This window comes from Dyadobacter sp. CY356 (assembly GCF_021440195.1).
Lineage (GTDB): Bacteria > Bacteroidota > Bacteroidia > Cytophagales > Spirosomataceae > Dyadobacter.
This window is the reverse complement of record NZ_JAJTSZ010000002.1, coordinates 141,983-165,382: the sequence shown is the minus strand read 5'-3', so window position 1 is coordinate 165,382 and position 23,400 is coordinate 141,983. Positions and strand designations below refer to the sequence as shown.

Annotated in this window: 20 protein-coding genes; 8 read left to right on the top strand and 12 right to left on the bottom strand. The window is 39.1% G+C overall.

The genetic code is table 11. The features are described 5' to 3' along the window. The 5 genes from LXL81_RS06795 to LXL81_RS06775 form a co-directional block, all read right to left on the bottom strand. Nucleotides 1-1,011, bottom strand: coding sequence for an efflux RND transporter periplasmic adaptor subunit (locus LXL81_RS06795; protein ID WP_234645971.1), 1,011 nt, complete (start codon nucleotides 1,009-1,011; stop codon nucleotides 1-3). Between the two features lie 4 nt (nucleotides 1,012-1,015). Beyond that, a complete protein-coding gene (locus LXL81_RS06790) occupies nucleotides 1,016-2,275 on the bottom strand; it encodes a TolC family protein (protein WP_234645970.1) in 1,260 nt (419 codons plus the stop codon). Between the two features lie 154 nt (nucleotides 2,276-2,429). Beyond that, nucleotides 2,430-3,797 (bottom strand): HAMP domain-containing sensor histidine kinase, encoded by a 1,368-nt coding sequence (locus LXL81_RS06785; protein ID WP_234645969.1) that lies wholly within the window; start codon nucleotides 3,795-3,797, stop codon nucleotides 2,430-2,432. After that, on the bottom strand, nucleotides 3,794-4,540 hold the full coding sequence (locus LXL81_RS06780) for a carbon-nitrogen hydrolase family protein (protein ID WP_234645968.1): 747 nt from the start codon (nucleotides 4,538-4,540) through the stop codon (nucleotides 3,794-3,796). The genes LXL81_RS06785 and LXL81_RS06780 overlap by 4 nt, the downstream gene beginning before the upstream one ends. A gap of 19 nt (nucleotides 4,541-4,559) precedes the next feature. Then, entirely contained in the window at nucleotides 4,560-5,246 is a 687-nt protein-coding gene (locus LXL81_RS06775; protein WP_234645967.1) for a response regulator transcription factor, read from the bottom strand. Nucleotides 5,247-5,416: 170 nt separating this feature from the next. Between LXL81_RS06775 and LXL81_RS06770 the strand changes: the two genes are divergently transcribed. Both LXL81_RS06770 and LXL81_RS06765 read left to right on the top strand, forming a co-directional pair. After that, nucleotides 5,417-5,707: a hypothetical protein gene (locus LXL81_RS06770; protein WP_234645966.1), complete on the top strand. Its 291-nt coding sequence runs from the start codon at nucleotides 5,417-5,419 to the stop codon at nucleotides 5,705-5,707. Then, on the top strand, nucleotides 5,698-5,976 hold the full coding sequence (locus tag LXL81_RS06765) for a type II toxin-antitoxin system RelE/ParE family toxin (protein ID WP_234645965.1): 279 nt from the start codon (nucleotides 5,698-5,700) through the stop codon (nucleotides 5,974-5,976). The genes LXL81_RS06770 and LXL81_RS06765 overlap by 10 nt, the downstream gene beginning before the upstream one ends. A gap of 303 nt (nucleotides 5,977-6,279) precedes the next feature. Here the strand turns inward: LXL81_RS06765 and LXL81_RS06760 are convergent, their stop codons facing one another. After that, nucleotides 6,280-7,713: a tetratricopeptide repeat protein gene (locus tag LXL81_RS06760; protein ID WP_234645964.1), complete on the bottom strand. Its 1,434-nt coding sequence runs from the start codon at nucleotides 7,711-7,713 to the stop codon at nucleotides 6,280-6,282. A 70-nt stretch (nucleotides 7,714-7,783) separates the two neighbouring features. Further along, nucleotides 7,784-10,426: a DNA gyrase subunit A gene (gene gyrA / locus LXL81_RS06755; RefSeq protein ID WP_234645963.1), complete on the bottom strand. Its 2,643-nt coding sequence runs from the start codon at nucleotides 10,424-10,426 to the stop codon at nucleotides 7,784-7,786. Nucleotides 10,427-10,901: 475 nt separating this feature from the next. On the opposite strand from gyrA, the gene LXL81_RS06750 reads away from it, so the two are divergent. From LXL81_RS06750 to LXL81_RS06730, 5 genes are all read left to right on the top strand, one after another. Further along, nucleotides 10,902-12,206: a gluconate:H+ symporter gene (locus tag LXL81_RS06750; RefSeq protein ID WP_234645962.1), complete on the top strand. Its 1,305-nt coding sequence runs from the start codon at nucleotides 10,902-10,904 to the stop codon at nucleotides 12,204-12,206. 70 nt (nucleotides 12,207-12,276) lie between these two features. Continuing rightward, entirely contained in the window at nucleotides 12,277-12,747 is a 471-nt protein-coding gene (locus LXL81_RS06745) for a RidA family protein (protein WP_234645961.1), read from the top strand. Between the two features lie 108 nt (nucleotides 12,748-12,855). Then, nucleotides 12,856-13,965 carry a D-TA family PLP-dependent enzyme gene (locus LXL81_RS06740; RefSeq protein ID WP_234645960.1) on the top strand — a complete coding sequence of 370 codons (1,110 nt, stop codon included), beginning with the start codon at nucleotides 12,856-12,858 and terminating at the stop codon, nucleotides 13,963-13,965. Nucleotides 13,966-14,038: 73 nt separating this feature from the next. Then, nucleotides 14,039-15,109: a dipeptidase gene (locus LXL81_RS06735; protein ID WP_234645959.1), complete on the top strand. Its 1,071-nt coding sequence runs from the start codon at nucleotides 14,039-14,041 to the stop codon at nucleotides 15,107-15,109. Nucleotides 15,110-15,435: 326 nt separating this feature from the next. After that, nucleotides 15,436-15,678: a hypothetical protein gene (locus LXL81_RS06730; protein WP_234645958.1), complete on the top strand. Its 243-nt coding sequence runs from the start codon at nucleotides 15,436-15,438 to the stop codon at nucleotides 15,676-15,678. A 76-nt stretch (nucleotides 15,679-15,754) separates the two neighbouring features. Here the strand turns inward: LXL81_RS06730 and LXL81_RS06725 are convergent, their stop codons facing one another. Next, on the bottom strand, nucleotides 15,755-17,992 hold the full coding sequence (locus LXL81_RS06725) for a bifunctional alpha,alpha-trehalose-phosphate synthase (UDP-forming)/trehalose-phosphatase (RefSeq protein WP_234645957.1): 2,238 nt from the start codon (nucleotides 17,990-17,992) through the stop codon (nucleotides 15,755-15,757). Between the two features lie 1,376 nt (nucleotides 17,993-19,368). Between LXL81_RS06725 and LXL81_RS06720 the strand changes: the two genes are divergently transcribed. Next, on the top strand, nucleotides 19,369-19,812 hold the full coding sequence (locus LXL81_RS06720) for an N-acetyltransferase (protein WP_234645956.1): 444 nt from the start codon (nucleotides 19,369-19,371) through the stop codon (nucleotides 19,810-19,812). 16 nt (nucleotides 19,813-19,828) lie between these two features. Here LXL81_RS06720 and LXL81_RS06715 read toward each other — a convergent pair whose 3' ends face one another. The 4 genes from LXL81_RS06715 to LXL81_RS06700 form a co-directional block, all read right to left on the bottom strand. Further along, nucleotides 19,829-20,005 carry a hypothetical protein gene (locus LXL81_RS06715; protein ID WP_234645955.1) on the bottom strand — a complete coding sequence of 59 codons (177 nt, stop codon included), beginning with the start codon at nucleotides 20,003-20,005 and terminating at the stop codon, nucleotides 19,829-19,831. 93 nt (nucleotides 20,006-20,098) lie between these two features. Continuing rightward, nucleotides 20,099-20,716 (bottom strand): RNA polymerase sigma factor, encoded by a 618-nt coding sequence (locus LXL81_RS06710; RefSeq protein ID WP_234645954.1) that lies wholly within the window; start codon nucleotides 20,714-20,716, stop codon nucleotides 20,099-20,101. A gap of 383 nt (nucleotides 20,717-21,099) precedes the next feature. Next, nucleotides 21,100-22,278: a serine hydrolase gene (locus LXL81_RS06705; RefSeq protein ID WP_234645953.1), complete on the bottom strand. Its 1,179-nt coding sequence runs from the start codon at nucleotides 22,276-22,278 to the stop codon at nucleotides 21,100-21,102. Between the two features lie 27 nt (nucleotides 22,279-22,305). Continuing rightward, nucleotides 22,306-23,400 carry a S9 family peptidase gene (locus LXL81_RS06700; protein ID WP_234645952.1) on the bottom strand — a complete coding sequence of 365 codons (1,095 nt, stop codon included), beginning with the start codon at nucleotides 23,398-23,400 and terminating at the stop codon, nucleotides 22,306-22,308.

Below are 23,400 nucleotides of genomic sequence, written 5' to 3'. Positions count from 1 at the left end.
TTAATATCCGAAAGAAAGTCCCTTCAACTGCATCACACCTTTAATAGCAATCGAATCATCATTATTCAAGCCCGAAAAAACAATGATCCTGTCCCCAACCTGGTCGCCGATATTGACTTCCTTACGTTTGAAAGTAGAAGCTCCGTCCTTCACAAAAACATAATTTTTGCCTTGAATTGTGATAATTGCATCCTTGCTCACACTGATGTTTTTCCCTTCACTAACACCAAACATCAAAGTTCCAAACATCCCAGCTTTCAGTTTGTTATCCGAATTGTTCAGAGATACACGCAGTTTTATCATTCGCGTCGCAGGATCTACCATATCCGCAACGTTGTCAATTTTACCAGTAAACTTTTCATTGGGAAAAGCAGTAAACTGAAGTACACATTGACTGCCGCTCTTGATTTTGCTTACATCGTTCTCCGGAATATCGCAGGTGATGTAGGCTGTTCCGGCTTTGGCTTTACGTAACAATTCAGCCTGAAATCCACCTTCTTTTAATTTGGTTTCATGCTCAATTAAAGCCGCTCTTTCATTATTCAAATTCGTTTCTTCCATCGCCATAGCAGTCTGGGCATCAAGCAGATCCTTGCCTGTTGCCGCTCCATGTGCCTGCAAATCCTGAACTCTTCCAAGCTCAATTTTCCTTTGTTTAATATTTACATTTTGAATCTGATTGATCGTTATCAAATGCTGGATAAGCTGGGTATAACTTCCGGCCAACTCAGGATTTTGGAATAAAACAATATTTTGAGATGCGCCTTCATTTGATTTTACGACAGTGGCTGAAACTGTTGCCGGTGCAGTAATATCGGCGGTCAGCGAGCTGCTTCCAATCGTTTCTGTTTGAAAGAATTTCGCACTTTCAGCTTTTGGAAATTCAATTCTCGCGCCGTTTTCTGTTATTTTCGGTTCAACGTTTTCAACAGGGGCTGATTTGTTTTCCTTTTTTTCACAGGCAAAAAGCATGATACCAAAAAGCCAGCCGTATTTAAAAAAATTCTTCATGATATTATTGCGCTATTTGATTGATTATGCCAGATGCGTACAAGAGTTTGATATAGCTCTGACGGTATAGTTGTAAGGTTTCGTAGTATTGCTGTTGCGTATCAAGCCAACTTCTTTGTGCTTCCAGAAAATCAATAATGGTTGTTCCTCCATGTAAATAGCTATATTTCACATTATTCAAAATCGTTTGCGACTGCCCCAGCAAACTCGTAAAGTTTTGAAGATTTTGCTTCTGTGTCTGGTAGCTGCTGTATGAGGTTGTGATCTCACTTTGTATAAGTGACTGTGTAGCAATCAAATCCTGTTCTGCCTGTTGTTTTAATACATGCGATTTTTTAATTTCTCCCTGATTTCTTGAAAACAATGGAATTGCAATCGTACCATAAATACCGGCATAAGGCGCTCCATTTTGAGGGTTAAAAATCGCTCCCAGTTCAGGAACGGGCAGGGCCATTGATTTCTGCAATTTAATATTGGAGTTAGCAACTTTAATTGTAGATTTCAAAGTCTGGATATCGCTCCGCGATTGTAAGGCATCCTGCAACAGATCATCCATATTGGATGGAAATGCAAACTGGAAATTGTCTGTGGTATCAACGCTGATCTCATCCGCAATCCCCAGAAGGAATTTCAGATTGACAAGTTCATTCTTATAATTCTGATCAGCTGTTCGCATCTGAACATTATACTGATTTGCCAAAAGCTCGGTTCTTGCAAGATCCGTTGTTGTGATCACCTGGTTTTTTAATCGAACTCTGTTCGTATTAACCAACGTGTCAATATTGCTTTTTGCAATATTCAAAATATCAAGCTGCTTGCGGGCGGACCAAACGTCAAGCCACTTATTGGCTACATCCTGAAACAAATTACGCTCCGTTTCTGCGTATGCTTTCTGGTTCAGGATTACATTCTGATTGGCGTACTCAATTTTGTTACGTCTCAGTTCAGGCATTTGAAATGGCTTCGTAACCTGCCACCAAACCTGCCGGTTCAGATGATTAGCCCAGCTGGTATTATCCGGAAATTTCGACTGTTTGATCAGTTGCAAAGACTGATTATTTAAAACAGGATTCGGCCGTAAATTTGCCGTAACTATATCTGTTTCAGCAATATTTACATTAAATTGTTCCCTTTTCAAGTTCGGGTTATTTGTTTTGGCAGTTTGTAATGCTTGCTGCAAACTGTATTTTGTCTGGGCATGAGCCGGTTCAAAAATCCAAAACAATGTAACGATGGCTGTGATTAAAATCCCTTTGAAATGCATTGCCTTCTTGTTAATTGCGAGTATGACACCAAAATTGCAATTTCCTTATGACAACAACCGTTAGAGAACTTATAGAAAAAAATTAGAAAAACATTAGAGACAAAAATTACATACTAAAAATAGAGTAGAAGGGAGGAAACGACAGAATTGTCAGCTACAAGTGGGGGAGTTCTATCGTGAAAATTGTTCCTTTGTCAATTTCCGATGAGACCAGGATAGTACCTTTATGTAAGGCAATAATCTTTTGGGTGAGGGAGAGGCCAACACCATTTCCTTCCGCAAATTTTTTATTATTTCCTCTAAAAAAAGGAGTGAAAATTAATTTTAAATCTTCTTTAGATATACCAATTCCATTATCTGAAAACATTAAAATAATTTTTTCTTCCTTGAAAATTATTTCAACTGTTGTTTCGGGATTTTTAGAAAACTTCCCTCCGTTCTCCAATAAATTTGCAAACGCTACATTTAATAAATACTCATTCCCTACAACTGATATTTCACTATCGGTTTCAAACTCTCTTTCGTAATGAATGTCAATCTGATAGCCAGGATTCTCCTTCTGTACTTTTTGCCTTGCATCTAATAAAATCTCGTCTATCCTAACCTCTTTAAAACTGATTTCGGATGGATCATAACTGGCCTTGGCAAAATCCAGAAGACTGTCAGAAAGTTTGGATAATCTACGTGCGTCAATTAAAGTATTGGTTATAACTTTTTTATATTCAGCAACACTCCGTTCTTTATACGTTGATAATTCCAACTCAGCGGTAAGCACCGCCAAGGGTGTTCTCACCTCATGTGAAATATTGGATACAAACTGTTTTTGCGCTTCAAATGAATTTTCAATCCGGTCTAAAACACCGTTGAAAGTAGATGCCAACTCGGCAAGTTCGTCTTTTCCTCCCGCGTTATCAAGGCGTAAATCCAGATTTGAGGCCGTAATGTTTTTCACCTTATCTACAATTTCAGTAACCGGTTGCAAAGCTCTTTTTGAAAAAAATCTTCCTGCGGCGTAAATAACCAGAATCGAACAAATAAACATGAACAAAATAGTTTCTCTTAAATAGCGAAGCTTGCTGTAACCATATTTATCATAAGCAGAAGCGGTGATAATGTATTTATTGTTATCGAAAGTAAAAAGTAAACCTACCGCTTGCCAGTCTCCCTGGTAAAAACGGATGTACTTATGGTTCATGATCGTTTTCATCATTTGCCTGGTTTCTTTTACCGCATCAATATCGGCCGCATCGTGATATAGCAAATTCGAATTTGTATCATAAATGGCCACCTGCACCTCATTGATGGTTTCCATATTATTTTTGTAAATGGTCTGCAAGGTATGTGCATCCACTTTTGCGGCGAAGAAGAGATTCGCTTTGGTAATGGTTTCCTGATGAAGCCTTTTAAAAAATTCGTTTTCCCGGTTTTGATAGGCGGAATAATAAACCAGAGATGCAAAAACCAGTAAAATTGCAGCTGTGAGTACAGTGAATAGTACGCTTAGTTTGGTGCGGATTTTCATAAGCCCGCAGTTTTAACAACCTCGGATGACCATGATTTTTCATTTCTGCGGACAATCAGCAAACCTTCTCCCTCACCTTCAAAACTACCTGCCAAATTTCCTGAGTTATCCCAGAAGGCACTTTTTCCGGCGGATTCCATTTCATAAGACGGACCTCCAAAATTTGACATTAAAACACTCATTGACAGTTCGCTTGCATAACCTTGCAAATCCTTATAGCCTTCCAAAATACCATTCGGCGTGTAAAAAATACTAGCCAAATAAACTGAACTATTCAGCGAAGCCGCTTTAACGGCATGTGCCGGATTTGTAATATCAGCACAAATTGCAATTGAAAAGGATTCATCTTCCAAATTTATCTGGAGATTGTCATCGGTACCTGGTGAAAAATAAATTTCTTCCCCGTCATGCAAATACTGTTTTGTATAAACTTTCTCACGCCCATCCGGATAAAAAATAAATGCGCTTATAAACAATCCGGAATCAATACGGAGGGGAGCACCGGCTACGATGATAATGTTTCGTGTTTTTGCCAGCTCCTTCAATGCATCTAATCTTAAATCATTCTCAGTGAACGCATGACTTTCGGCCAATTCCCGTTCATAACCTGAAATTGACATTTCCGGAAAAAGAATAAGTTTGGCACCATAATCCGCAGCCAGATTGATCAGTCTGTAATGGTCTTCCAGGTTTTGATTAATATTATTTCTTGTCGGAACGGTCTGGGCTGCTGCAATAATCATTGTTGAAATTTTCAGGATATTATAATTCTCCGCTTCTTAAAATAAAACCCATACCGGATTTGGTATGAATCAGTTTTTGATCAAAATTCTTGTCAATCTTCTTTCTAAGATAATTTATGTAAACGTCGATAAAATTAGTTCCCGTATCAAAATGAGTGTTCCAAACCTTATCTGCAATTTCTGCTCTTGATAAAACGCGTTCATTATTTTGCATCATGTATTCGAGCAACTTAAATTCTTTGGGTGTCAGAATAATCTCGGTTCCGGAGCGCTTTACAATCTTCGTCTGATCATTCAGTTCCAGATCTGCGTACTTTAAAATATAGTTATGCCGGTTAACCGTAAAACCATTACGTTTTGTCAAAGCACGAATCCTTACCTGCAACTCCCTGAAATCAAAAGGCTTAACAAGATAATCATCAGCCCCGGCATCAAAGGCTTCCACCTTATCATTTGTGGTCCCAAGGGCGGTAAGCATCAAAATAGGAATGTCCGGTTTTACGGCCCGAACTTCTTTACATAAATCAATACCATTAATGTAGGGTAGGACTATGTCCATTATAATAAGATCATAGTCGTTTTTCAACGCAAGATGTTTGCCAATAAGCCCGTCAAAGGCCAAAGTGGCAGCATAACCATTTTCTTCCAGTCCCTGTTTTACCAAAACTGCTAATCTTTCCTCATCTTCAACTACCAGGATATTCATAATCTAAAATTGAGCCTCACACAAACATACTATGATTTTAAGAGAATAAATTAAGCAATCAGGTATTTTAGGTACCAGGGTTATATGAAAGACAACGTAAACGGAAATGTATTGTAATATAAACTTTTTCGTATATTTATATTATGTTATTTGTTATATAAAAAAACGATATGATAGAGGTAATTCAAAACTACAAAGAGCTCAAAAAAAACATGGGCAACCTGATCAATAAATCAGGTTATAAAAATTCCTTTCTGGCTGAGAAAATTGGTATGCAGCCGACATTATTTTCTGTCAAAAAACAAAGAGGCAACTGGAGTGATGATGAAATGGAGAAGATCCTGGTTCTTATTGAAAATGAGGAACTCGAAGATTATTACTTAACTGAACTAATGGAAGCTGAGAAGGATGAACCGAGTTATCCCATTTCAAAACTGAAATCTGAAATGGGATGGAAGTAAGATATAAATCAAAGTTTAAGAAAGCTTTATTAACAATACCAAAAAATATTCAGCAATCAGTATTTGATGTCATACAGATACTTGAAGAAGCAGAAACGTTAGAAGACGCAAATGTTGACTGCAAAAAAATGGCTGGCAAAAAAGAAAATAACTATTACAGAATTCGAATTGGACAATACAGATTAGGTCTGGAATATCTTAAACCTGATATAATTCTAATAACAATTATGACGCGCGGCGATGTTTACAAACATTTTCCACCTAAATAACTACAATATCTGGCAAACCGGATTTTTTCGTAAGGATTCATTTTTATTTCAGTAAAAAATTAAAGTCGATTTAGCTTATTAATAATTTGATTCACAGCTAAGTACTCTTCTAAAAATCTGTTTTCAAGCTCCTTAGATTTGAACGAATAAATTCAACCGACCCATAGCTTGTTATAATCAATTCTCAAAGCCTAAAATTAAATACTGATTTGTTGTATAATTTATATTATGTTAAATATAATATATCACAAAAAAGAAGACACCTATTTACAGGTGTCTTCTCAATCTTACAGTATTTAGTTCTTATTCTTCTGTACAAGCTACTCCTTTGCCTGCGAATTGTTCCAGAACGTTATTAACTGTTGCTAAGTTATCTTTTGCCTCAGCTTCATCTTTAACCTGGATCGCTTTTTCGAAATATGGCTTTGCTTTTTTGAAGCGACCGCAAACGCGACCTTCAACTTCTTTACCACGCTGTTGATATTCTGTCATGTTCATGTTATCAACTTCGCTTTTCAATTGAACAGCTTCATTGAAATAGAAAACACCAAGGTTATATAAAGCATCATAGTTAGCAGCATCGATCTCCAAAACTTTTTTGTAAGAAGCAATAGCCTGGTCGTTAGCATTCTTTTTCTCAGCCTTCAACTTGGTAAGCTCAGTTTCCATTGCTGAGTTATCATTTCCTTTAGCAGCTTCCTGTGCAGTTTTGATTTCTGTTTCCAATGATGCGATAGCCTCAGTAGATTCTTTTTTCTTGGCAGCAAGATCTGTCAACTGACGTTTAAGATCCGGCTTCGCAGGAGTCTTTTTCAAAAGAGCTGAAACTCTTTTTACCTCACCATCATAAATGGCTAGTTTCTCTTTTTCACCATCAAGTTTTTTAGTCAGATCAGCCGATTTGCTTGTACCTGATCCCATCTTACCCTGAAGTTCTTTGATCTTGGTTCCAAGTTTACTGTTCATGTTATCATAAAGAATCGCAAGATTCACGATATTCTGAACATTTGTTGGATCCGATTTTGTCAAAGCAGTCAATTCAGCAATGGCCTGATCTTCTTTACCAGATGCCAAAAGAATATTAACAACTTCAGATTTAAGATCTTTATTTCCTGGTGAGCGTTCAAGACCCTTATTTAAAGTAGCAACCGCTTTGTCGAAATTGTTTTCGGCACGATATAACTGAGCTAAACCGTAAAATACGCTTGGATCTTTTCCACCGTTTTCTACATATTTCTCAAACTGAACTTTTGCTTCTTCTTTCTTATCAATCTGCTGGGCAGCAATACCACCGTACAAACTTGCAAGTGTATCTTTCGTATTTACCGTTTGTGCTAACTGGAACATTTCCAAAGCACCGCTCAGGTTTTTGTTCTGATATTTTTCAGCACCTTGTCTTACAAAAGCATTGAACAACGAAGGATCTTCACCAGTAATGAATTTCTGTGCATCCTTACCTTTTTTTGGATCAAGCTCTACAACTTTTTTGTATGCTTCAAGAGCAGTTTTCGCCGCACTCGAATCCAATTCAGAACTTTGGTTGGCTATTGAAGAGTAAGTTGTGGCGCGGTCCATCCAAAATGATGCTTTTGCACTTGCCTTAGGATCAGATACCCCTTTATCGCTTTTTTCTTTTTCCTTACGAAGATTATCCAACAAAGCCTTGTCAATAGCAGCCTGCGAAAACGCAGAGAAACTAAGAAGGCCAAGTGCAGATACAAAAAACATTTTTTTCATAGATCTCGGATTGGTTGTGAATGATACTTCTAAATACAAATATTAATAATTTCCCTAAATATTACAAAAATCATGCCTCTGGCGACTCAGAATCGTCGTTTTCAGCCTCATCCTCCTCTACATCCTCGTCCTCTATGCTGTCCGCAATTTCGTCTTCGATTTCCTCAGCGTCATCACCTCTAATAATCAGAGAATCAGTCGCTTCGCTAATTTCTTTTACGATTACGTTGCCATCTTCATCAAGCTCTTCGGATGCTTTTTCGTCAGGATCTTTCAAAATTCTGGTTACAGAAGTAATTTCATCCGAATTGTTTAGTCTGATCAGTTTTACACCCTGCGTATTACGGCCAGCCTGACGGATATCAAGGACACTCATACGAATCGCGATACCGTTACGGGTAATGATCATCAAATCATCCTGTTCTGTAACTTCGCGGATTGCAACCAATTTACCTACTTTGTCCGTAGCGTTCATGGTAGAAACTCCTTTCCCACCCCGATTCGTTACTCTGTAACTATCAATCAAAGAGCGTTTACCAAAACCGTTTTCAGAAACTACCAGCAACTGCGCATCTTCACGATTAATACAAACCATTCCGATTACCTTGTTTTCAGGATCGTTCAGATTAATACCGCGAACACCTGCTGCCGTTCTTCCCATAGGCCTCACTCCTTTTTCATTGAAACGAACTGCGCGTCCTGCACTTGATGCAATGACAATATCATTATCTCCATTTGTTAGAGCAACATCCAAAAGACGGTCACCTTCGTTGATAGAAATCGCAATGATACCGTTTGTACGCGGACGGGAATATGCTTCAAGCAAAGTTTTCTTGATCGTTCCTTGTTCCGTACACATAATGAGGTAATTATTGTTGATATAATCCTCATTTGTTAAAGTACGTACGTTAATCACCGAACGAATTGAATCACCATTTTCAAGGCTGATCAAATTCTGGATCGGGCGACCTTTTGATGTTTTACTACCTTCCGGTACTTCATATACCTTCATCCAGAATAACTTACCATATTCTGTAAATATCAGAAGATAGTTCAGCATTGTCGCGGAGAACAAATGTTCGGTAAAATCAGTATCCTTGGTTTTCACACCACGGGAACCTACTCCACCCCTTGTTTGTGTCCGGTACTCAGCCAACGGTGTACGTTTGATATAACCTTCATGGGAAATGGTTATAAGCATTTCATCATCAGGGATCATATCTTCATCACTGAATTCCTCAGCAGCAAATTCTATCTGAGTGCGACGGGCGTCACCGTAACGTTCTTTAATATCACCAAGTTCTGTTTTGATGATATCATACTTACGGTATTCGTTAGCAAGGATATCTTTCAAATCATTTATGATAAGCATGATCTCATCATATTCCTTAACAATTTTATCTCTTTCAAGACCTGTCAACCTTTGCAGACGAAGTTCGAGAATTGCTTTTGCCTGAATTTCACTCAAAGCAAATTGCTCCATCAAACCGTTCTTCGCAATTTCCGGGTCACGTGCACTACGGATCAGGGCAATAACTGCATCAAGATTATCAAGCGCAATTATCAAACCTTGTAAAATATGCGCTCTTTTTTCTGCTTCGCGCAATTCGTATTCCGTACGGCGTGTGATCACGATGATACGATGTTCTACGAAATGTTTGATCAGATCTTTCAGGTTCAGCATCACCGGGCGGCCTTTTACAAGCGCCACGTTATTAACACTGAATGAAGATTGAAGCGGAGTATATTTATAAAGGTGATTTAGAACGATATTTGGAATCGCATCTTTTTTCAGATCGAAAACAATACGCATCCCGTCTCTATCCGATTCATCACGGATATCTGAAATACCATCCAGTTTTTTGTTATTGATCAAACCGGCAATACCTTCAATCATGGTTGCCTTATTGGTCATGTACGGTATTTCGGTTACGATAATCTGTTCCCTGCCCGTTTTTGTAACATCAAAAGATGCTTTTGCACGCACAATGATCCGGCCTCTGCCCGTTTCCATGGCTGCACGAACGCCTTGGTAACCGTAAATAATTCCTCCTGTCGGGAAATCCGGCGCTTTGACGTGTTGCATCAACTCGGAAATCTCAATATCATTGTTATCAATGTAAGCGAGCACACCATCCACAACTTCCGCCAAATTGTGCGGCGCCATGTTGGTTGCCATACCTACGGCAATACCGGAAGATCCGTTTACAAGCAAGTTTGGGAATTTCGCAGGAAGAACCGTTGGCTCTTCAAGAGAATCATCAAAGTTTGGCTGAAAATCAACTGTATCTTTACCTAAGTCATTTAATAATTCATCAGCCAGACGTTTCAATCTTGCTTCTGTGTAACGCATCGCCGCCGGAGAGTCACCATCAACGGAACCAAAGTTACCTTGCCCGTCAACCAACATATACCGCAACGACCATGGCTGGGCCATACGCACCATTGTATTATAAACCGAAGCGTCACCGTGCGGGTGATACTTACCTAAAACCTCCCCTACTATACGAGCTGATTTTTTGTGGGATTTATTGTAACCAACACCCAAATCAGACATACCATACAACACACGTCTATGCACCGGTTTCAAACCATCGCGAACGTCGGGTAAAGCGCGGGAAATAATAACTGACATCGAGTAATCGATGTATGCTCCTCGCATTTCATCCTCAATATTAATGGGGATAATGTTTTCACCTGAAGATTCTGCCATAAAGAATTAGAAAAGAATCGAAAATTTAAAATGAGAGATCGATTTTATACAAATACTCACTGGATTATTACAATATCGTAACTTCCAAAAAGACAAATTTCGCTATTTTTAGGCACTCTAACAAACTTCTTGGAAGCATATTCTGCATTCGTTTTATATCGCTGTGATCCTGGGGAATTTAGGTTGATTTTGGGGTTGTAAATAGTAGTATATTCCGGTTTCACGACGTGCCGTCGTGTCCCCGTGTGTGCCGAATGCCCCCATGCGTGCCGTCATGTCCCCCATGCGTGCCGTCATGTCACCACGCGTACCGCATGGGCTGAGATAGTGAGCCTTTCAGGCTCTTTTTGATAAACAAATTGGGTTTGTTTTAGTCTATGAAATAATAAATCGGAAAGTTAATGTGGTTCGATCGTTAAATTTCTTAGTATGCATCCTTATTATCAAAAAACCTCATTTCCCTAAATTCCTTTCTATGCCTTTATTACTGACATTCCTTTCCATTTTATTTTTGATTCTGCTCATTGCCTGGCTTAAAATTGATACTTTCATTTCTTTCCTTTTGGTATCTATTGGTTTAGGACTTGCAAGCGGACTTGACGTTGTGACGGTAAGTAAGGCTATTCAGAAAGGTGTCGGAGGCACGCTTGGCGATCTGGTATTGATTGTAGGTTTTGGTGCCATGCTTGGAAAGCTGGTCGCCGACAGCGGTGCCGCACAAAGGATAACAGATGCGCTCATTGGGGTTTTCGGACAAAAATATATTCAATGGGGAATGGCGCTGGCAGGATTCGTGATCGGTATTCCTCTTTTTTATAATGCAGGTTTTGTAATTGTTGTACCGCTGATTTTCATGATCAGTGCCACGGCCAGGCTTCCGTTATTATATGTGGGTATTCCGATGCTTTCGGCATTATCCGTCGCTCATGGTTACTTACCTCCTCACCCATCTCCGGCCGCTATTGCCAGTCAGCTTAATGCGGATTTAGGAAAAACTTTGATGTATGGTTTGCTGGTTTCTATTCCGGCAATCGCCATTGCGGGACCTATATTTGGCAGTACGCTAAAAAGATTTACACCAAAACCGGACGCAGATTTATTCAATGTCAAGCCAAGACCAACTGCCGAATTGCCAGGCTTGGGTATTAGTATCATTACCGCTTTGCTTCCAGTATTTTTATTAACAACCATGTCAGGTATCAAAAAAATATATCCTGACAACCAAATCATTGCTTTATTGGCAGAACCCTATGTTGGTATGTTGCTTTCCGTACTTTTTGCTGCTTACACGCTTGGCATTCAACGCGGTTTGAATATGAAAGCCATCAGTAAATCAATGGAAGAAGCGTTTAAAGGCGTTTCAATAATTCTTTTGATCATTGCAGGTGCCGGAGTTTTTAAAGAAATCATGACTGCAAGCGGAGTGAGCACCTACATTGCCGAAGGTTTGGTTGGTATTGATATTTCTCCGATTGTACTTAGCTGGGGCATAGCAGCCATAATCCGTGTTTGCGTGGGTTCAGCTACGGTTGCCGGATTAACAACGGTGGGCATCCTTTCCCCTTTGCTAATTCATTCACCTGTTCCTCCGGAACTGATCGTTTTGTCCATTGGATCTGGAAGTTTAATGTTTTCGCATTTAAATGACGGCGGCTTCTGGTTATTCAAAGAATATTTTAATCTAAGTATAAAAGATACCTTGCTGACCTGGTCGGTTATGGAAACAATTGTGTCAATAATGGGTTTGTTGGGGGTTTTAGTATTAAATTTGTTTGTGTAAGAGTAAACATCGGACACTTTTGCATCTTTTCAAAAACAATAGCTATTATCAATCTTATCTCAATTATTGCATGACTCCTGAATCCAATTTTGAAGCACTGGGACTTAATTTACCGCCAGCCCCAAAACCGCTTGGCGTTTACAAACCATATCTTATCGTCGACAATCGCTGGGTTTATGTTTCCGGACATGGAACTGTTCAGGACGACGGCAGTCTGATCATTGGCCGCATCGGTGCAGATCTTGATGTTGAAGAAGGCAAGTTGGCTGCACGTCAGGTTGGGCTGACTATATTATCTACTTTGAAAGCAAATCTGGGAAGCCTTGACCGCATCAAGCGTGTGATCAAGATTTTGGGTATGGTCAATGCTACAAGTGATTTCGAACGCCATCCATATGTCATCAACGGATGCAGTGAATTATTTGCAAAAGTCTGGGGCGAAGAAAATGGAATTGGTGTAAGAAGTGCCGTGGGAATGGCTACCTTGCCGGATAATATTCCTGTCGAAATTGAAGCAATGTTTGAACTGGAAGAAAATTAGGATATGTGCGATTGCTGATTAAAATGCGGCATCGTATTATTCTGAATTGATACTTTGGCCTTTTCTGATCAGCAATCGCCTCTTTCTAACATAAAATATTTATCCAAAATGTGGTATCTACTCAACAAACCGGAAGAAGTCATTTCTCCCTCTCTTCTTTTTTATAAAGACAGAATAGAAAACAATATCCGAAGCATGGTGCACATTGCAGGAGATGTCAACAGGCTTATACCACATGTTAAAACACACAAAACAGCAGAAATTGTAAAGTTGCAATTGAATGCCGGTATCACAAAATTTAAATGTGCTACAATAGCAGAAGCTGAAATGCTGGCGGACTCAGGAGCAAAATGGATTTTACTCGCTTACCAGATGGTGGGGCCCAATATTTCCCGATTATTTGCTTTACGAAAAAAATACGCTGATGTAACATTTTCGTCTTTAATTGATAACGAACACACCGCGCAGGTTTTAAATGATTTTTCAGAAGCACAGGATTTCATTTCGACCATATTTATTGATGTCAACAATGGAATGAACCGTTCCGGACATACCACCGACGGTACCATTCTTTCTTTATACCGCTTCCTTAATACGCTTTCAAACATAGAAGTTTCCGGAGTTCATGTTTATGACGGACACATCAGAAATGCCGAATTTTCGGAACGAAAGGCTGAAAGTGACAAGGCTTTTGAACTTGTCTATCCACTGTTTGATCTGATCAGGGAAGCCACGGAAAAAGAACCGATGATCATAGCGGGTGGCTCACCGTCTTTCACAGTACATACTTTACGTCCGGATGTATTTTTAAGTCCGGGTACCAATGTTTTGTGGGACTGGGGTTATGGTGATCAGTTTGACGATCAGCCGTTTTTACATGCTGCACTAATTTTAACGCGTGTTGTTTCAAAACCATCTGTTGGTATTGTCACAATTGACCTGGGCCATAAAGCTGTTGCAGCTGAAAATCCGGTCGACAAACGTTTCCGTCTTTTAAACCTAAACGGATATACTGTAATCGGACAAAGTGAAGAACATGGTGTTCTGGAAATCGGAGAAGAAGCATGGGAAACAATCCAAATCGGAGATGTGTATTATGCACTCCCCTATCACATTTGCCCCTCAGTCGCTTTACACGATTACGCGTCAGTAATCGAAAACGGCGATGTCATTGACGAATGGAAGATCATAGCAAGAAACCGCCGGTTAACAATATAATATACTTCGAAAACCAGGAACGAGCCACCATTCACTCATTCCAAATTCACTCACTCAATCTTTATAAGAAGGTATGTTTTTATTTGATGCCCACCTGGATCTGTCCATGAATGCCGTGGAATGGAACCGGGATTTAACCCAGGATTTACATACAATACGTGACCGTGAAAAAGAGCTGACAGACAAACCCGACCGTGGTTTGGGTGTTGTAAGTTTTCCGGAAATGCGTAAAGGAAATATAGGCATGTGCGTTGCCACCCAGATCGCACGTTTTGTAAAACCAGACAGCAAAATACCAGGATGGAATTCTCAGGCACAGGCCTGGGCTATGACGCAGGCGCAAGTCGCCTGGTATAAAGCCATGGAAGATGCGGGTGAAATGGTTCAGATAACGGATTTGTCAGGATTAAAAAAACATCTTGCGCTTTGGGAAAATGCTGAATCAACAGAAAATTTACCGATTGGATATATTCTTAGTCTTGAAGGAGCCGATTCATTCATCACATTAAAAAATCTGGAAATCGCTTACGAATATGGCCTTCGGGCTGTTGGTCCTGCGCATTATGGGCCAGGGGTGTATGCCTATGGTACAGATTCTGATCAGCCCTTATCACAGAAAGGAAAAGATCTGCTGGCAGAAATGGATCGCCTGAAAATGATTCTCGATGCTACTCATTTGTGTGACAGCGCTTTTTGGGACGCGATGGAAATTTATCAGGGACCAGTTTGGGCAAGTCATAATCTGGTTCGTGAAATTGTTCCGCACAACCGCCAGTTTTCTGATGATATGATCAGGGAATTGTTAAACAGAAAAGCTGTGATCGGAATGGCGTTTGATGCCTGGATGATGATTCCGGGATGGGAACGCGGTAAATCTACTCCTGAAAATACGGGTTTGAAAATTGAACATATCGCACAGCATATTGACCACATTTGTCAAATAGCAGGAAATGCTTTACATGTTGGTATTGGCTCCGACCTGGATGGTGCTTATGGAAAGGAACAATCTCCGGGAGACCTGGATTCGATCGCTGATCTTCAATCCATAACGGGAATTCTTAAAAGCAGAGGATATTCAGATCAGGATATTGAACAGATTATGTGGAAAAACTGGGTTGATTTCCTGGAAAGATCCTGGGCCTAAATATTTAGGTAACACAGAGAAGAAGAGGTAAAAAAAGAGTTACACAGAAATTATTTTAGAAGCGACACTTTTCCATTGTGGGATATGTCGCTTTTCTATTTTTATGAATTTCATCACTGCATAATTGTTGTTGATATTTTGGCATGTTAACGATTTCATCATAAATCATCCTTGATTATTACTATTAAAGAAAGTACATTTACACGTAAAATAATTAACCAACTTTATTTGGATTGATTATAAATAATTGCAATCTTTAATATTAATTAGCAGGGGCAAATGATCATCATTTTAAACTACGGGATTTTAATGAGAAGGATAAATCAATGAAAACAATATATAATATTTCTTTTCGTGCCAAATTAAAAGATGGAGTCGCTTTTCAGCGGTTGCACGACTGCCTGAAAAAATTGAATGTAAAACACTGGGCTTATGATTTTCAAAATCTGCTGTTGAGTTTGCAATCAGACTTACCTGATTTTCGCAGCATTCAGGCGGCGTTACGCTCTGCGGGTTTCAGGTGTGATTTTGTGAAAATGGAAAATGTAGATAATCTGATAGCAGGATAAATTATAAAACCCCATAAAGACAACAAGCCACCCGAAAGGTGGCCTGTTGAAACTTATTTATAAACTAGTTAGGTTGTTATTCTTCGGATGAAGATACCATAAATTTCAGAAAGTGAAATACTTCCTGCTGATTTTTGATATGATTTCTTGCTGCCGACAAGTCATCCCCTATTTTTATGGTGTAAGAAGTCTCGGGTAAAGCCTCAAACATATCCTCGTCCGTAGTATCATCCCCGATGGCAAGTATAAAATCATAATCACCATTTTCAACAAACGTCCTTGCCGCAGTTCCTTTATTAAAAGCTGTCTTTTTTACTTCAATTACTTTATTGCCTTCAATAATTTGCAGATTCAGTTCGGGCTGGATAAAGCTTTGCAGCTGCCAGGTCAATTCCTGAGCCCTTCTTAAAGCATATTCCTTATCTTCGGCAGTTCGATAATGCCAGGCTAGCGAGGTTTCTTTTTCTTCAACAAAAACCCCTGGACAACGTTTTGCATACATATCCAAAATCGGTCGTATACTTTCCTTCCAGTTTTCTTCATAACTTTCATTTAAAACCCACTCGGTGCTGTCCTTTGTTTTTACCAGGGCACCGTGTTCGGCAATGATATGGACAGGCAGATCATGAAAAAGATCATGCAAAAAATATCTGTCCCTGCCACTGATGATAATGACGGTATCCCTTTTCGCAAGATCCATGATCAGCTTTTTTGTATCAACAGATACTATTGCCTTTGCAGGATCAGGCACGATTGGTGCCAATGTGCCGTCATAATCAAAAAACAAAATCCGGTTTGACGAGGCACTGTAAGCCTTTCTAATTGCGTCAATACCTTTATTGGTTAAAAACACCTGTCTCAGGCGTTCGTGTTCTTGTTCAAGCATAATCATTTGTGTAAAAAAATCATTAGTCCATGCAAAAATGTCATAATCCCGTATCCGGGTCTGCATCGCCTCCATTCGTTTGGTTTGTTCTGACTCCGGCATTTCAAACGCCCGTACAATAGCGTCAGCAATATCCTGATTGTCGAGCGGATTGATAATCAGCGCTTCCCCAAGCTCGGCAGCAGCACCGGCCATCTCGCTCAGAATTAAAACACCCTTAGCATCTTTCCGACTCGCAACATATTCTTTACACACCAGATTCATCCCATCCCGCACCGGTGTGATCAAGGCAACGTCACTGGCTGTGTACATTCCCAGAAGCTCGTCATATGACATTGACCGGTATTGATAGATGATCGGTTGCCAGCTAATGTTACCAAAATCAGCATTGATCCTTCCAACGGTCTGATCAATATCAGATTTCATTTGCTGATACTGATCAATTTTGTCCCGCGACGGCACAACAACCATAACGTAGGATACTTTTTCGTGCCAGTCGGGATTCTGCGCCAAAAACCTTTGAAAACCATGTAACCTGTGTAGAATTCCTTTGGAGTAGTCCAGACGGTCTACTGAAAAAATAATTTTTTCTTTCAGAGATTCTCTGGCTTGTAATCTTTCCGTTATTACGGCAGGTTCGTTGTAGGCACTATTAAATTTCTTAAAATCTATACTGATAGGAAATGAATCTACCTTGACAATCCGGTTGCTCAAATTAATATAATGCAATTTATTCCCATAACCTGCAACCATCCGGGCAGCTTTGAGAAAATATTCCACATAGTCATTGGTATGAAATCCCACCACATCAGCTCCCAGAATTCCCTCGATAATAGACTTGCGCCACTTTACCGGAAGCATTCTGAAAAGTTCAAACGAAGGGAAAGGAATATGGAAAAAGAAGCCTATTTTGTTGTCAGGAAAACGTTGGCGGATCAATTCCGGCAAAAGCATTAGCTGATAATCCTGAACCCAGACAACATCGTCCGGCTGTATAATTTCTGCTACTTTGTCAAAAAATAAGCGATTTGCTATCTCGTAGCTTTCAAAGTATACATCTTCAAATTTGGCGAGCGATGGAAAATAATGACATAATGGCCAAATCAGATTATTGCAAAATCCTTCATAGTAATTCTCGTTGACATCGGCAGGAATAAATACCGGATGTGCCTGGAAACTGTCATTAGCAAGTGTTTGTCCTTCAAGTTCTTCGGGAGAGTTTTCCGAAAAGCCTACCCACTGGATTTTTTCAGTTGAGTTAAACGGTGATCCATCCTGCTCATGAACCAGCGAAAGCACCGCGGATACCAGCCCGCCAGAATTCTGAAAAAGTTGAACCTGATCGTTTTCGTTAATTATTTTGAATGGTAGTCGATAGGCAACAATGATTAATCTTCCTGTTTTTTCCTTTTTTTCTAAATTATTCATACGATTGTTGCATTTAATTGGCAAATGCACCTCATTAAGTATAAGGTATGCAATTCTTATAATAATGTAACGGATAATCTAGGTACAAAAATGGTATCCGCAACAGATGCAATTGATGAATTTTACTGAGCTGAAATCAGCCTAATGATCGTTTTTACCGCAATTACTGTTCCAGTAAATCTAGTTTGAGAGAAGGTTTACATTAATTCTTGAAAAATTATAGAAATCATCTATTTCATTTGTAGCAACTATTCTATAATTTTGTATCTGCATCACTTCGGTGGTGTATAGTGTGTGTTGTAGTGCACAAATGATCTTGGCATATGCCGAGATTTTTTTGTTTTGTAACCTACCGGTAAATTCACGTCGGATTCTTCTCATATTTTTTTTCGAAATATATATTATAAAAATTCCAAGATTCAGAATTGTAATATCACTTCTTTATGGTCATTTGTCCATCATTGGAAAAGTCATATTGGCACGCATCCGGCCATAGACTTACTTTTGCGATTGACATTAAAAAAATTTAATGTTATAATACAAACTACTTATAGGACTTTAACTTCGCTTGTTTTCATAAAAAACTGATAATAAGAGATTTAAAAAAATCTCCCATTTTGATTGCATTTATCTAGCATGGTTTTTGTGCTGCCTGAAATAATCAGGTTGCTGAGGCAACCTGAGGTGAGAAATATTTAGTAAAAGATCCTTGCGCTTGCGGGGATTTTTTCTTCCAACTCCTCACATTAAATTTGAACTTTTTCTACAATTACAAATTTTGACTGTCATATTCTTACTAATCAAATTTGGAATATATTCTACATGAATTTTGTTTTCTAAAATATTTATTCTACTTTTAAAACAGTTACCTAATAATGTAGAGTGCTGGGTTAAATAATTAGCAAAAGGGCCTTGGTTATACCGAGGCCTTTTTATTTTTACTGATGCAGTAAATCATATAGTAATCAATGGACTGATTTTTTTTTACCATTGCTCATTTCACTTATAGTATCTCCACACATTTTCGCAATATTTTTCTTCAAGATCGGTTAGAATTTTCCTACGATTAAAAAAAATTCCACAATCTCCCAAGGATCGTTAAAATGTGATTAAATCGTCTCTCCGGGAATAACTAAATTTCAGGATTGCCGTTAACTAATAGTACTCGGAGTTTATAGAGCATTTGCGGCAAAGATTATTTGCCGTCTTTTATATAGAGAAATTATTTAACCATTTAAGATTTTTTATATATCCCGGTTGCGAGTAGTTAAAAACCTGCCCATTTTCGGCAGGTTTTTTTGTTGTTTTAATAAAGAAACAAGGCTTTTCAGCTTTTTAGGGATATTTTAGCAAATAAATAAACTGACTTTTCTTCCATGCTCATTCAACAGTGTACCAACCATCACCTTTCACGAATAGCCGAAATATTCAATGATTACCGGATTCATTTTGAACAGGAATCTGATTTAGTCGGATCAACTGCTTTTTTAGAAGAAAGATTAATGAAAAATCAAGCTGTGATTTTTGTCGCCATAGATGAAGCGAGTGAGGAGTATATGGGATTTACCTTACTCTATCCGATGTTTTCCTCATTGAAAGCAAAATCTACATGGACATTAAATGACATGTTCATTGCCGAAAAATTCAGAAAATTTGGCGTTGCAAGTAAGTTACTGGAAAAAGTAAAAGAATTTGGGGAAGAAACCGACGCACAGTGGATCACATTGAAGACAGGCATCGAAAATGAGAAGGCGCAGGCACTTTATGAGAAATCCGGCTTTAAAAAAGATGAAGGACATTTTTATTATTACCTTCAATAAAAGCAGGACATGATGACTACTCGGTGTCGTCTGTTTCTGTATCCAGTGCAATTTGAGCATTGACAATCCGACTCAACGTTTCATCCAGTTTTCCTTCTTTTAATAAAAAAAGAAAAACTTCAAGCTCCGCCAATGTGGCGTCGTTGCTTAAATATCGGCTTACAAGTTCGTCCAGGAAAGTCTGATCTTCCATATTAATCTTTCTTGTAAGACAATATCCGGCAACATGAGGGTACCCCGGAAATGAATTAAATACAAAAAATCAAAATAAAGAAAAATACTGCTTTCAGGCAAATGTCAGGAGAAGATCGACCTCGGCAGTATCCGCAAAAATGGAAAAAAGAAAGCCAAATGCAATACCCAAATCTTTTTCAACTGCCACGCGCATGATCTTCATAGATCTGACCATATGTTTTTTAATCAGACTTCTGGAAACGCCCATTTCCTCCGCAGCTTCGTCGTAAGACAAACCTTGCTGACGGCATAATTGGAAAACTTTTTTGCTCTGTGGTGTTAAGGTTTTTATAATTGCCATAAGAAAATGCTGATACTCATCCGACTGAACCTTGTCTTCAATACCATTATGTGCCTCGCTATAATGCTGAATAAAACCTGATAATCTTTTCTCGTCCGACACAATTTTTTTAAGCACATTCAGGCTGTGATTTTTGCCTGCTACCAGAAGGTAATTTTTAAACGAATGCACTTCTGTCAGTTTTTGCCGGTCTTCCCATATCTTGATAAATACTTCCTGACATGTATCACTGGTAAGATCAGAAGATTTTAGAATATTAAAAACCAGCCGGTAAAGCTCAGGTTTAAAGCGGGTATAAATTTCAGAAAATGCTTTTTCGTCGCCTTCGGAAATTCGTTTAAGTATGGCAGATTCGTTTACATTATACATTAAATCAGATGGCTTAGGAGTTATAAACAAAATTTAAGGGCTTGTAATAATTATAATCTTTTTTAACTGCTATTATCAAAAATAACCAATTATAATTTTACCATATTAAAATTTAACAAAACAATTTTACAATTTTCGAATACTAATTACAAATATTATATAAAAGGTACAGCATTATATTAATTTGTTTATGAAACCCATTTTTTTCCATTCCAAAAAACGCTGATTGCCATAGAATCAGTTACAAAAAGTTCGTTTAAATCACATAAATCGAACCTATTTAGACATAAAAAAAGCCAACCCGATTTGGGTTGACTTCTTCGGTGTCCGTAAATCAATACGCTTATTAAAACTTAATTTAATAACCTTATTACCTGACGCGGTTATTTTTTCTTATCCATTTTAACTTCTTCTTTTAAATACATCTGGGCAAGTAGCTGCGCATATTCGTCAATTTTAACACTCCCAATATTGGCCTGTATTGCAACGACCAAACCTTCGGCCGGATAATTCAATAGGAAACAACGTGTCCCTTTGACAGTTCCGCTATGTCCATACCAGTTTCTGCCCGCCTGATCTTTTCCCACAAACCAGATGAGCCCTTGCCAGGTTGGGATTATACCGGCAGATTTTGACGGATGTAACGACTTTTCATTTTTTTCAAAATAGGGCGTATACATTTTGGCTAGTGTTGCTGGTCTTAACAAAATTCCATCGTTAAGCCCTATGGCAAGTTTGACCATATCCTCAGAAGAAGCAATGATTCCGCCGCCTGCATATTTGTAACTTGTATCTTCGTAATCCGGATTTACAATGACACCGCTTTTGTCACGGACATAACCCTTTCCCCGGTTTGGAATAACACGCGAAGGAATATCAAACCAGGTTGCCAACATCCCGGCAGGCTGCCAGATATTCCGTTTCATGTATTCTTCAAAACTGATTCCGGTGATTTTCTCAACAATCCCATGCATCAAATTACTTGCATATGAGGAATAGGAAAAGTAGGCCCCGGGAGTAAATAAAAGAGAATCATCACGAAAAATAGCCGTCGCCTCCTGAAAGTCATCGTAATGACGCATATGGCTCAGACCGAAATTATCATTGTCTTTTGCAGCATAATGTCTGATGCCGGAAGTATGGGTCAGAATATGTTTAACTGTGATTGGTTTTTGCTTTTTGGGGAAATATGGAAGGAATTTTTGAATTTCATCATCCAGACTTAATAAGCCTTTTTCTTCCAGCTGCATGATTGCGATCACGGCCACCGCTTTTGAAACCGAACCAATATTATGTACCGTTTTTCCTGTCTGCAAAACTTTATTGTCAAGATCTGCATAACCCACACCACCCGAAAAAATCATTTTACCATTAACCGCCACCGACGCTGAAACACCTGGCGCGCCGCTTTCATCTACCACGCGCTGCAGGTAATTCAGGACATATTTATTTTCGGGAGTTTCACTTGCAGAACCTCGCGGTTGGGCATAGGTACAGATTGGCTCAGTCACTACAAAAGCTGCAACAGCAAGATGAAAAACCAGTTTTCTTAAATCGATCATACTAAGTCCAATGAAATTTTAGATAATTCAACCCTTTTTTGGAGGAAAATAACTGGATTGAATCAGCTCTTTTACATCCTTGAATTTCCTGTTTGGCTTTAGATAACCAGCCAGAAAATTGTAAACCTTAAACCGGATTTCTTTGGCTCCGTAATTGTCTATACGGTCAAAAGTATGTCCGCCGGGAATGTCTTTGTAAATTTCATATTCAAACTTTTTCCCCTCGGCCTTCAACGATTTAATCAAATGTTCAACTTCCAGCGAGTTGACATCTTCATCGTTGGTATTGGTATGCACCAGAAGCGGTGTTTTCAGCTTTTCGGCATTCCAGGCCGGAGAGCGTTTGCGATACTCCGCAACATTTTCATCTGCCGATTTTCCAATATGATAATCAGCCGAATACGCGTCCCGATAACTTTGTGATTTGTAGCCCATCCGCGCAACAAGGTCGCTTACCGGCACACCTGCATAAGCAACGGCATAATCTTCCGGGTGATCAAAAATATTTAAAAGTGTGATCATCCCGCCATGACTCCAACCCAGGATTCCGACCCGGTTTTTGTCAAGAAAATCATAGTTTTGAATCATATAGTCACGACTGCTTTTTACATCCTCCACTTCCAGTCCGCCGTAATCAATTTGCCGGTAAAACCCTGCACCATAACCTGTGCTACCACGATAGTCGGCAGCCACAACAACATATTCCTGCGCAATTAATTCACGGATAATGTGGGCATAAGTGGAAGTGAAATTGCTATGTACGCCGCCATGCGGAAGCACAAGAAGCGGATACTTTTTGTTGATATCGATTTTTGAAGGAATGAAGACATAGGCTGAAAAACGAACCGGATTTTTCGCACCTTGTCCCGTCGGATTTTTGACGACAGCAGGCGGCGGACCGGTGATGATCACTTTGTCTACAAAGGCCACATCCGTTAGTTTGTTATGCCAATCCAGATCGTCAATCCCTTTGGTGACCTGATCGAAATCGTGTTGCATGGCTTCAATCTGTTTCGCCATTTTACTCACTTGTTCTTCGAGCGAAGCCTTTGATTTTTCCTGAGCAAAACCTGCCTGGCTTATCACAAAGCTGAGCAGGAAAAGAAAATATTTTTTCATCAT

What these genes read in the sequence shown, in the direction of transcription:
- LXL81_RS06795 (WP_234645971.1), bottom strand. Translation starts at nt 1,011, where the DNA reads ATGAAGAATTTTTTTAAATACGGCTGGCTTTTTGGTATCATGCTTTTT.
- LXL81_RS06790 (WP_234645970.1), bottom strand. Translation starts at nt 2,275, where the DNA reads ATGCATTTCAAAGGGATTTTAATCACAGCCATCGTTACATTGTTTTGG.
- LXL81_RS06785 (WP_234645969.1), bottom strand. Translation starts at nt 3,797, where the DNA reads ATGAAAATCCGCACCAAACTAAGCGTACTATTCACTGTACTCACAGCT.
- LXL81_RS06780 (WP_234645968.1), bottom strand. Translation starts at nt 4,540, where the DNA reads ATGATTATTGCAGCAGCCCAGACCGTTCCGACAAGAAATAATATTAAT.
- LXL81_RS06775 (WP_234645967.1), bottom strand. Translation starts at nt 5,246, where the DNA reads ATGAATATCCTGGTAGTTGAAGATGAGGAAAGATTAGCAGTTTTGGTA.
- LXL81_RS06770 (WP_234645966.1), top strand. Translation starts at nt 5,417, where the DNA reads ATGATAGAGGTAATTCAAAACTACAAAGAGCTCAAAAAAAACATGGGC.
- LXL81_RS06765 (WP_234645965.1), top strand. Translation starts at nt 5,698, where the DNA reads ATGGAAGTAAGATATAAATCAAAGTTTAAGAAAGCTTTATTAACAATA.
- LXL81_RS06760 (WP_234645964.1), bottom strand. Translation starts at nt 7,713, where the DNA reads ATGAAAAAAATGTTTTTTGTATCTGCACTTGGCCTTCTTAGTTTCTCT.
- gyrA (WP_234645963.1), bottom strand. Translation starts at nt 10,426, where the DNA reads ATGGCAGAATCTTCAGGTGAAAACATTATCCCCATTAATATTGAGGAT.
- LXL81_RS06750 (WP_234645962.1), top strand. Translation starts at nt 10,902, where the DNA reads ATGCCTTTATTACTGACATTCCTTTCCATTTTATTTTTGATTCTGCTC.
- LXL81_RS06745 (WP_234645961.1), top strand. Translation starts at nt 12,277, where the DNA reads ATGACTCCTGAATCCAATTTTGAAGCACTGGGACTTAATTTACCGCCA.
- LXL81_RS06740 (WP_234645960.1), top strand. Translation starts at nt 12,856, where the DNA reads ATGTGGTATCTACTCAACAAACCGGAAGAAGTCATTTCTCCCTCTCTT.
- LXL81_RS06735 (WP_234645959.1), top strand. Translation starts at nt 14,039, where the DNA reads ATGTTTTTATTTGATGCCCACCTGGATCTGTCCATGAATGCCGTGGAA.
- LXL81_RS06730 (WP_234645958.1), top strand. Translation starts at nt 15,436, where the DNA reads ATGAAAACAATATATAATATTTCTTTTCGTGCCAAATTAAAAGATGGA.
- LXL81_RS06725 (WP_234645957.1), bottom strand. Translation starts at nt 17,992, where the DNA reads ATGAATAATTTAGAAAAAAAGGAAAAAACAGGAAGATTAATCATTGTT.
- LXL81_RS06720 (WP_234645956.1), top strand. Translation starts at nt 19,369, where the DNA reads ATGCTCATTCAACAGTGTACCAACCATCACCTTTCACGAATAGCCGAA.
- LXL81_RS06715 (WP_234645955.1), bottom strand. Translation starts at nt 20,005, where the DNA reads ATGGAAGATCAGACTTTCCTGGACGAACTTGTAAGCCGATATTTAAGC.
- LXL81_RS06710 (WP_234645954.1), bottom strand. Translation starts at nt 20,716, where the DNA reads ATGTATAATGTAAACGAATCTGCCATACTTAAACGAATTTCCGAAGGC.
- LXL81_RS06705 (WP_234645953.1), bottom strand. Translation starts at nt 22,278, where the DNA reads ATGATCGATTTAAGAAAACTGGTTTTTCATCTTGCTGTTGCAGCTTTT.
- LXL81_RS06700 (WP_234645952.1), bottom strand. Translation starts at nt 23,400, where the DNA reads ATGATGAAAAAATATTTTCTTTTCCTGCTCAGCTTTGTGATAAGCCAG.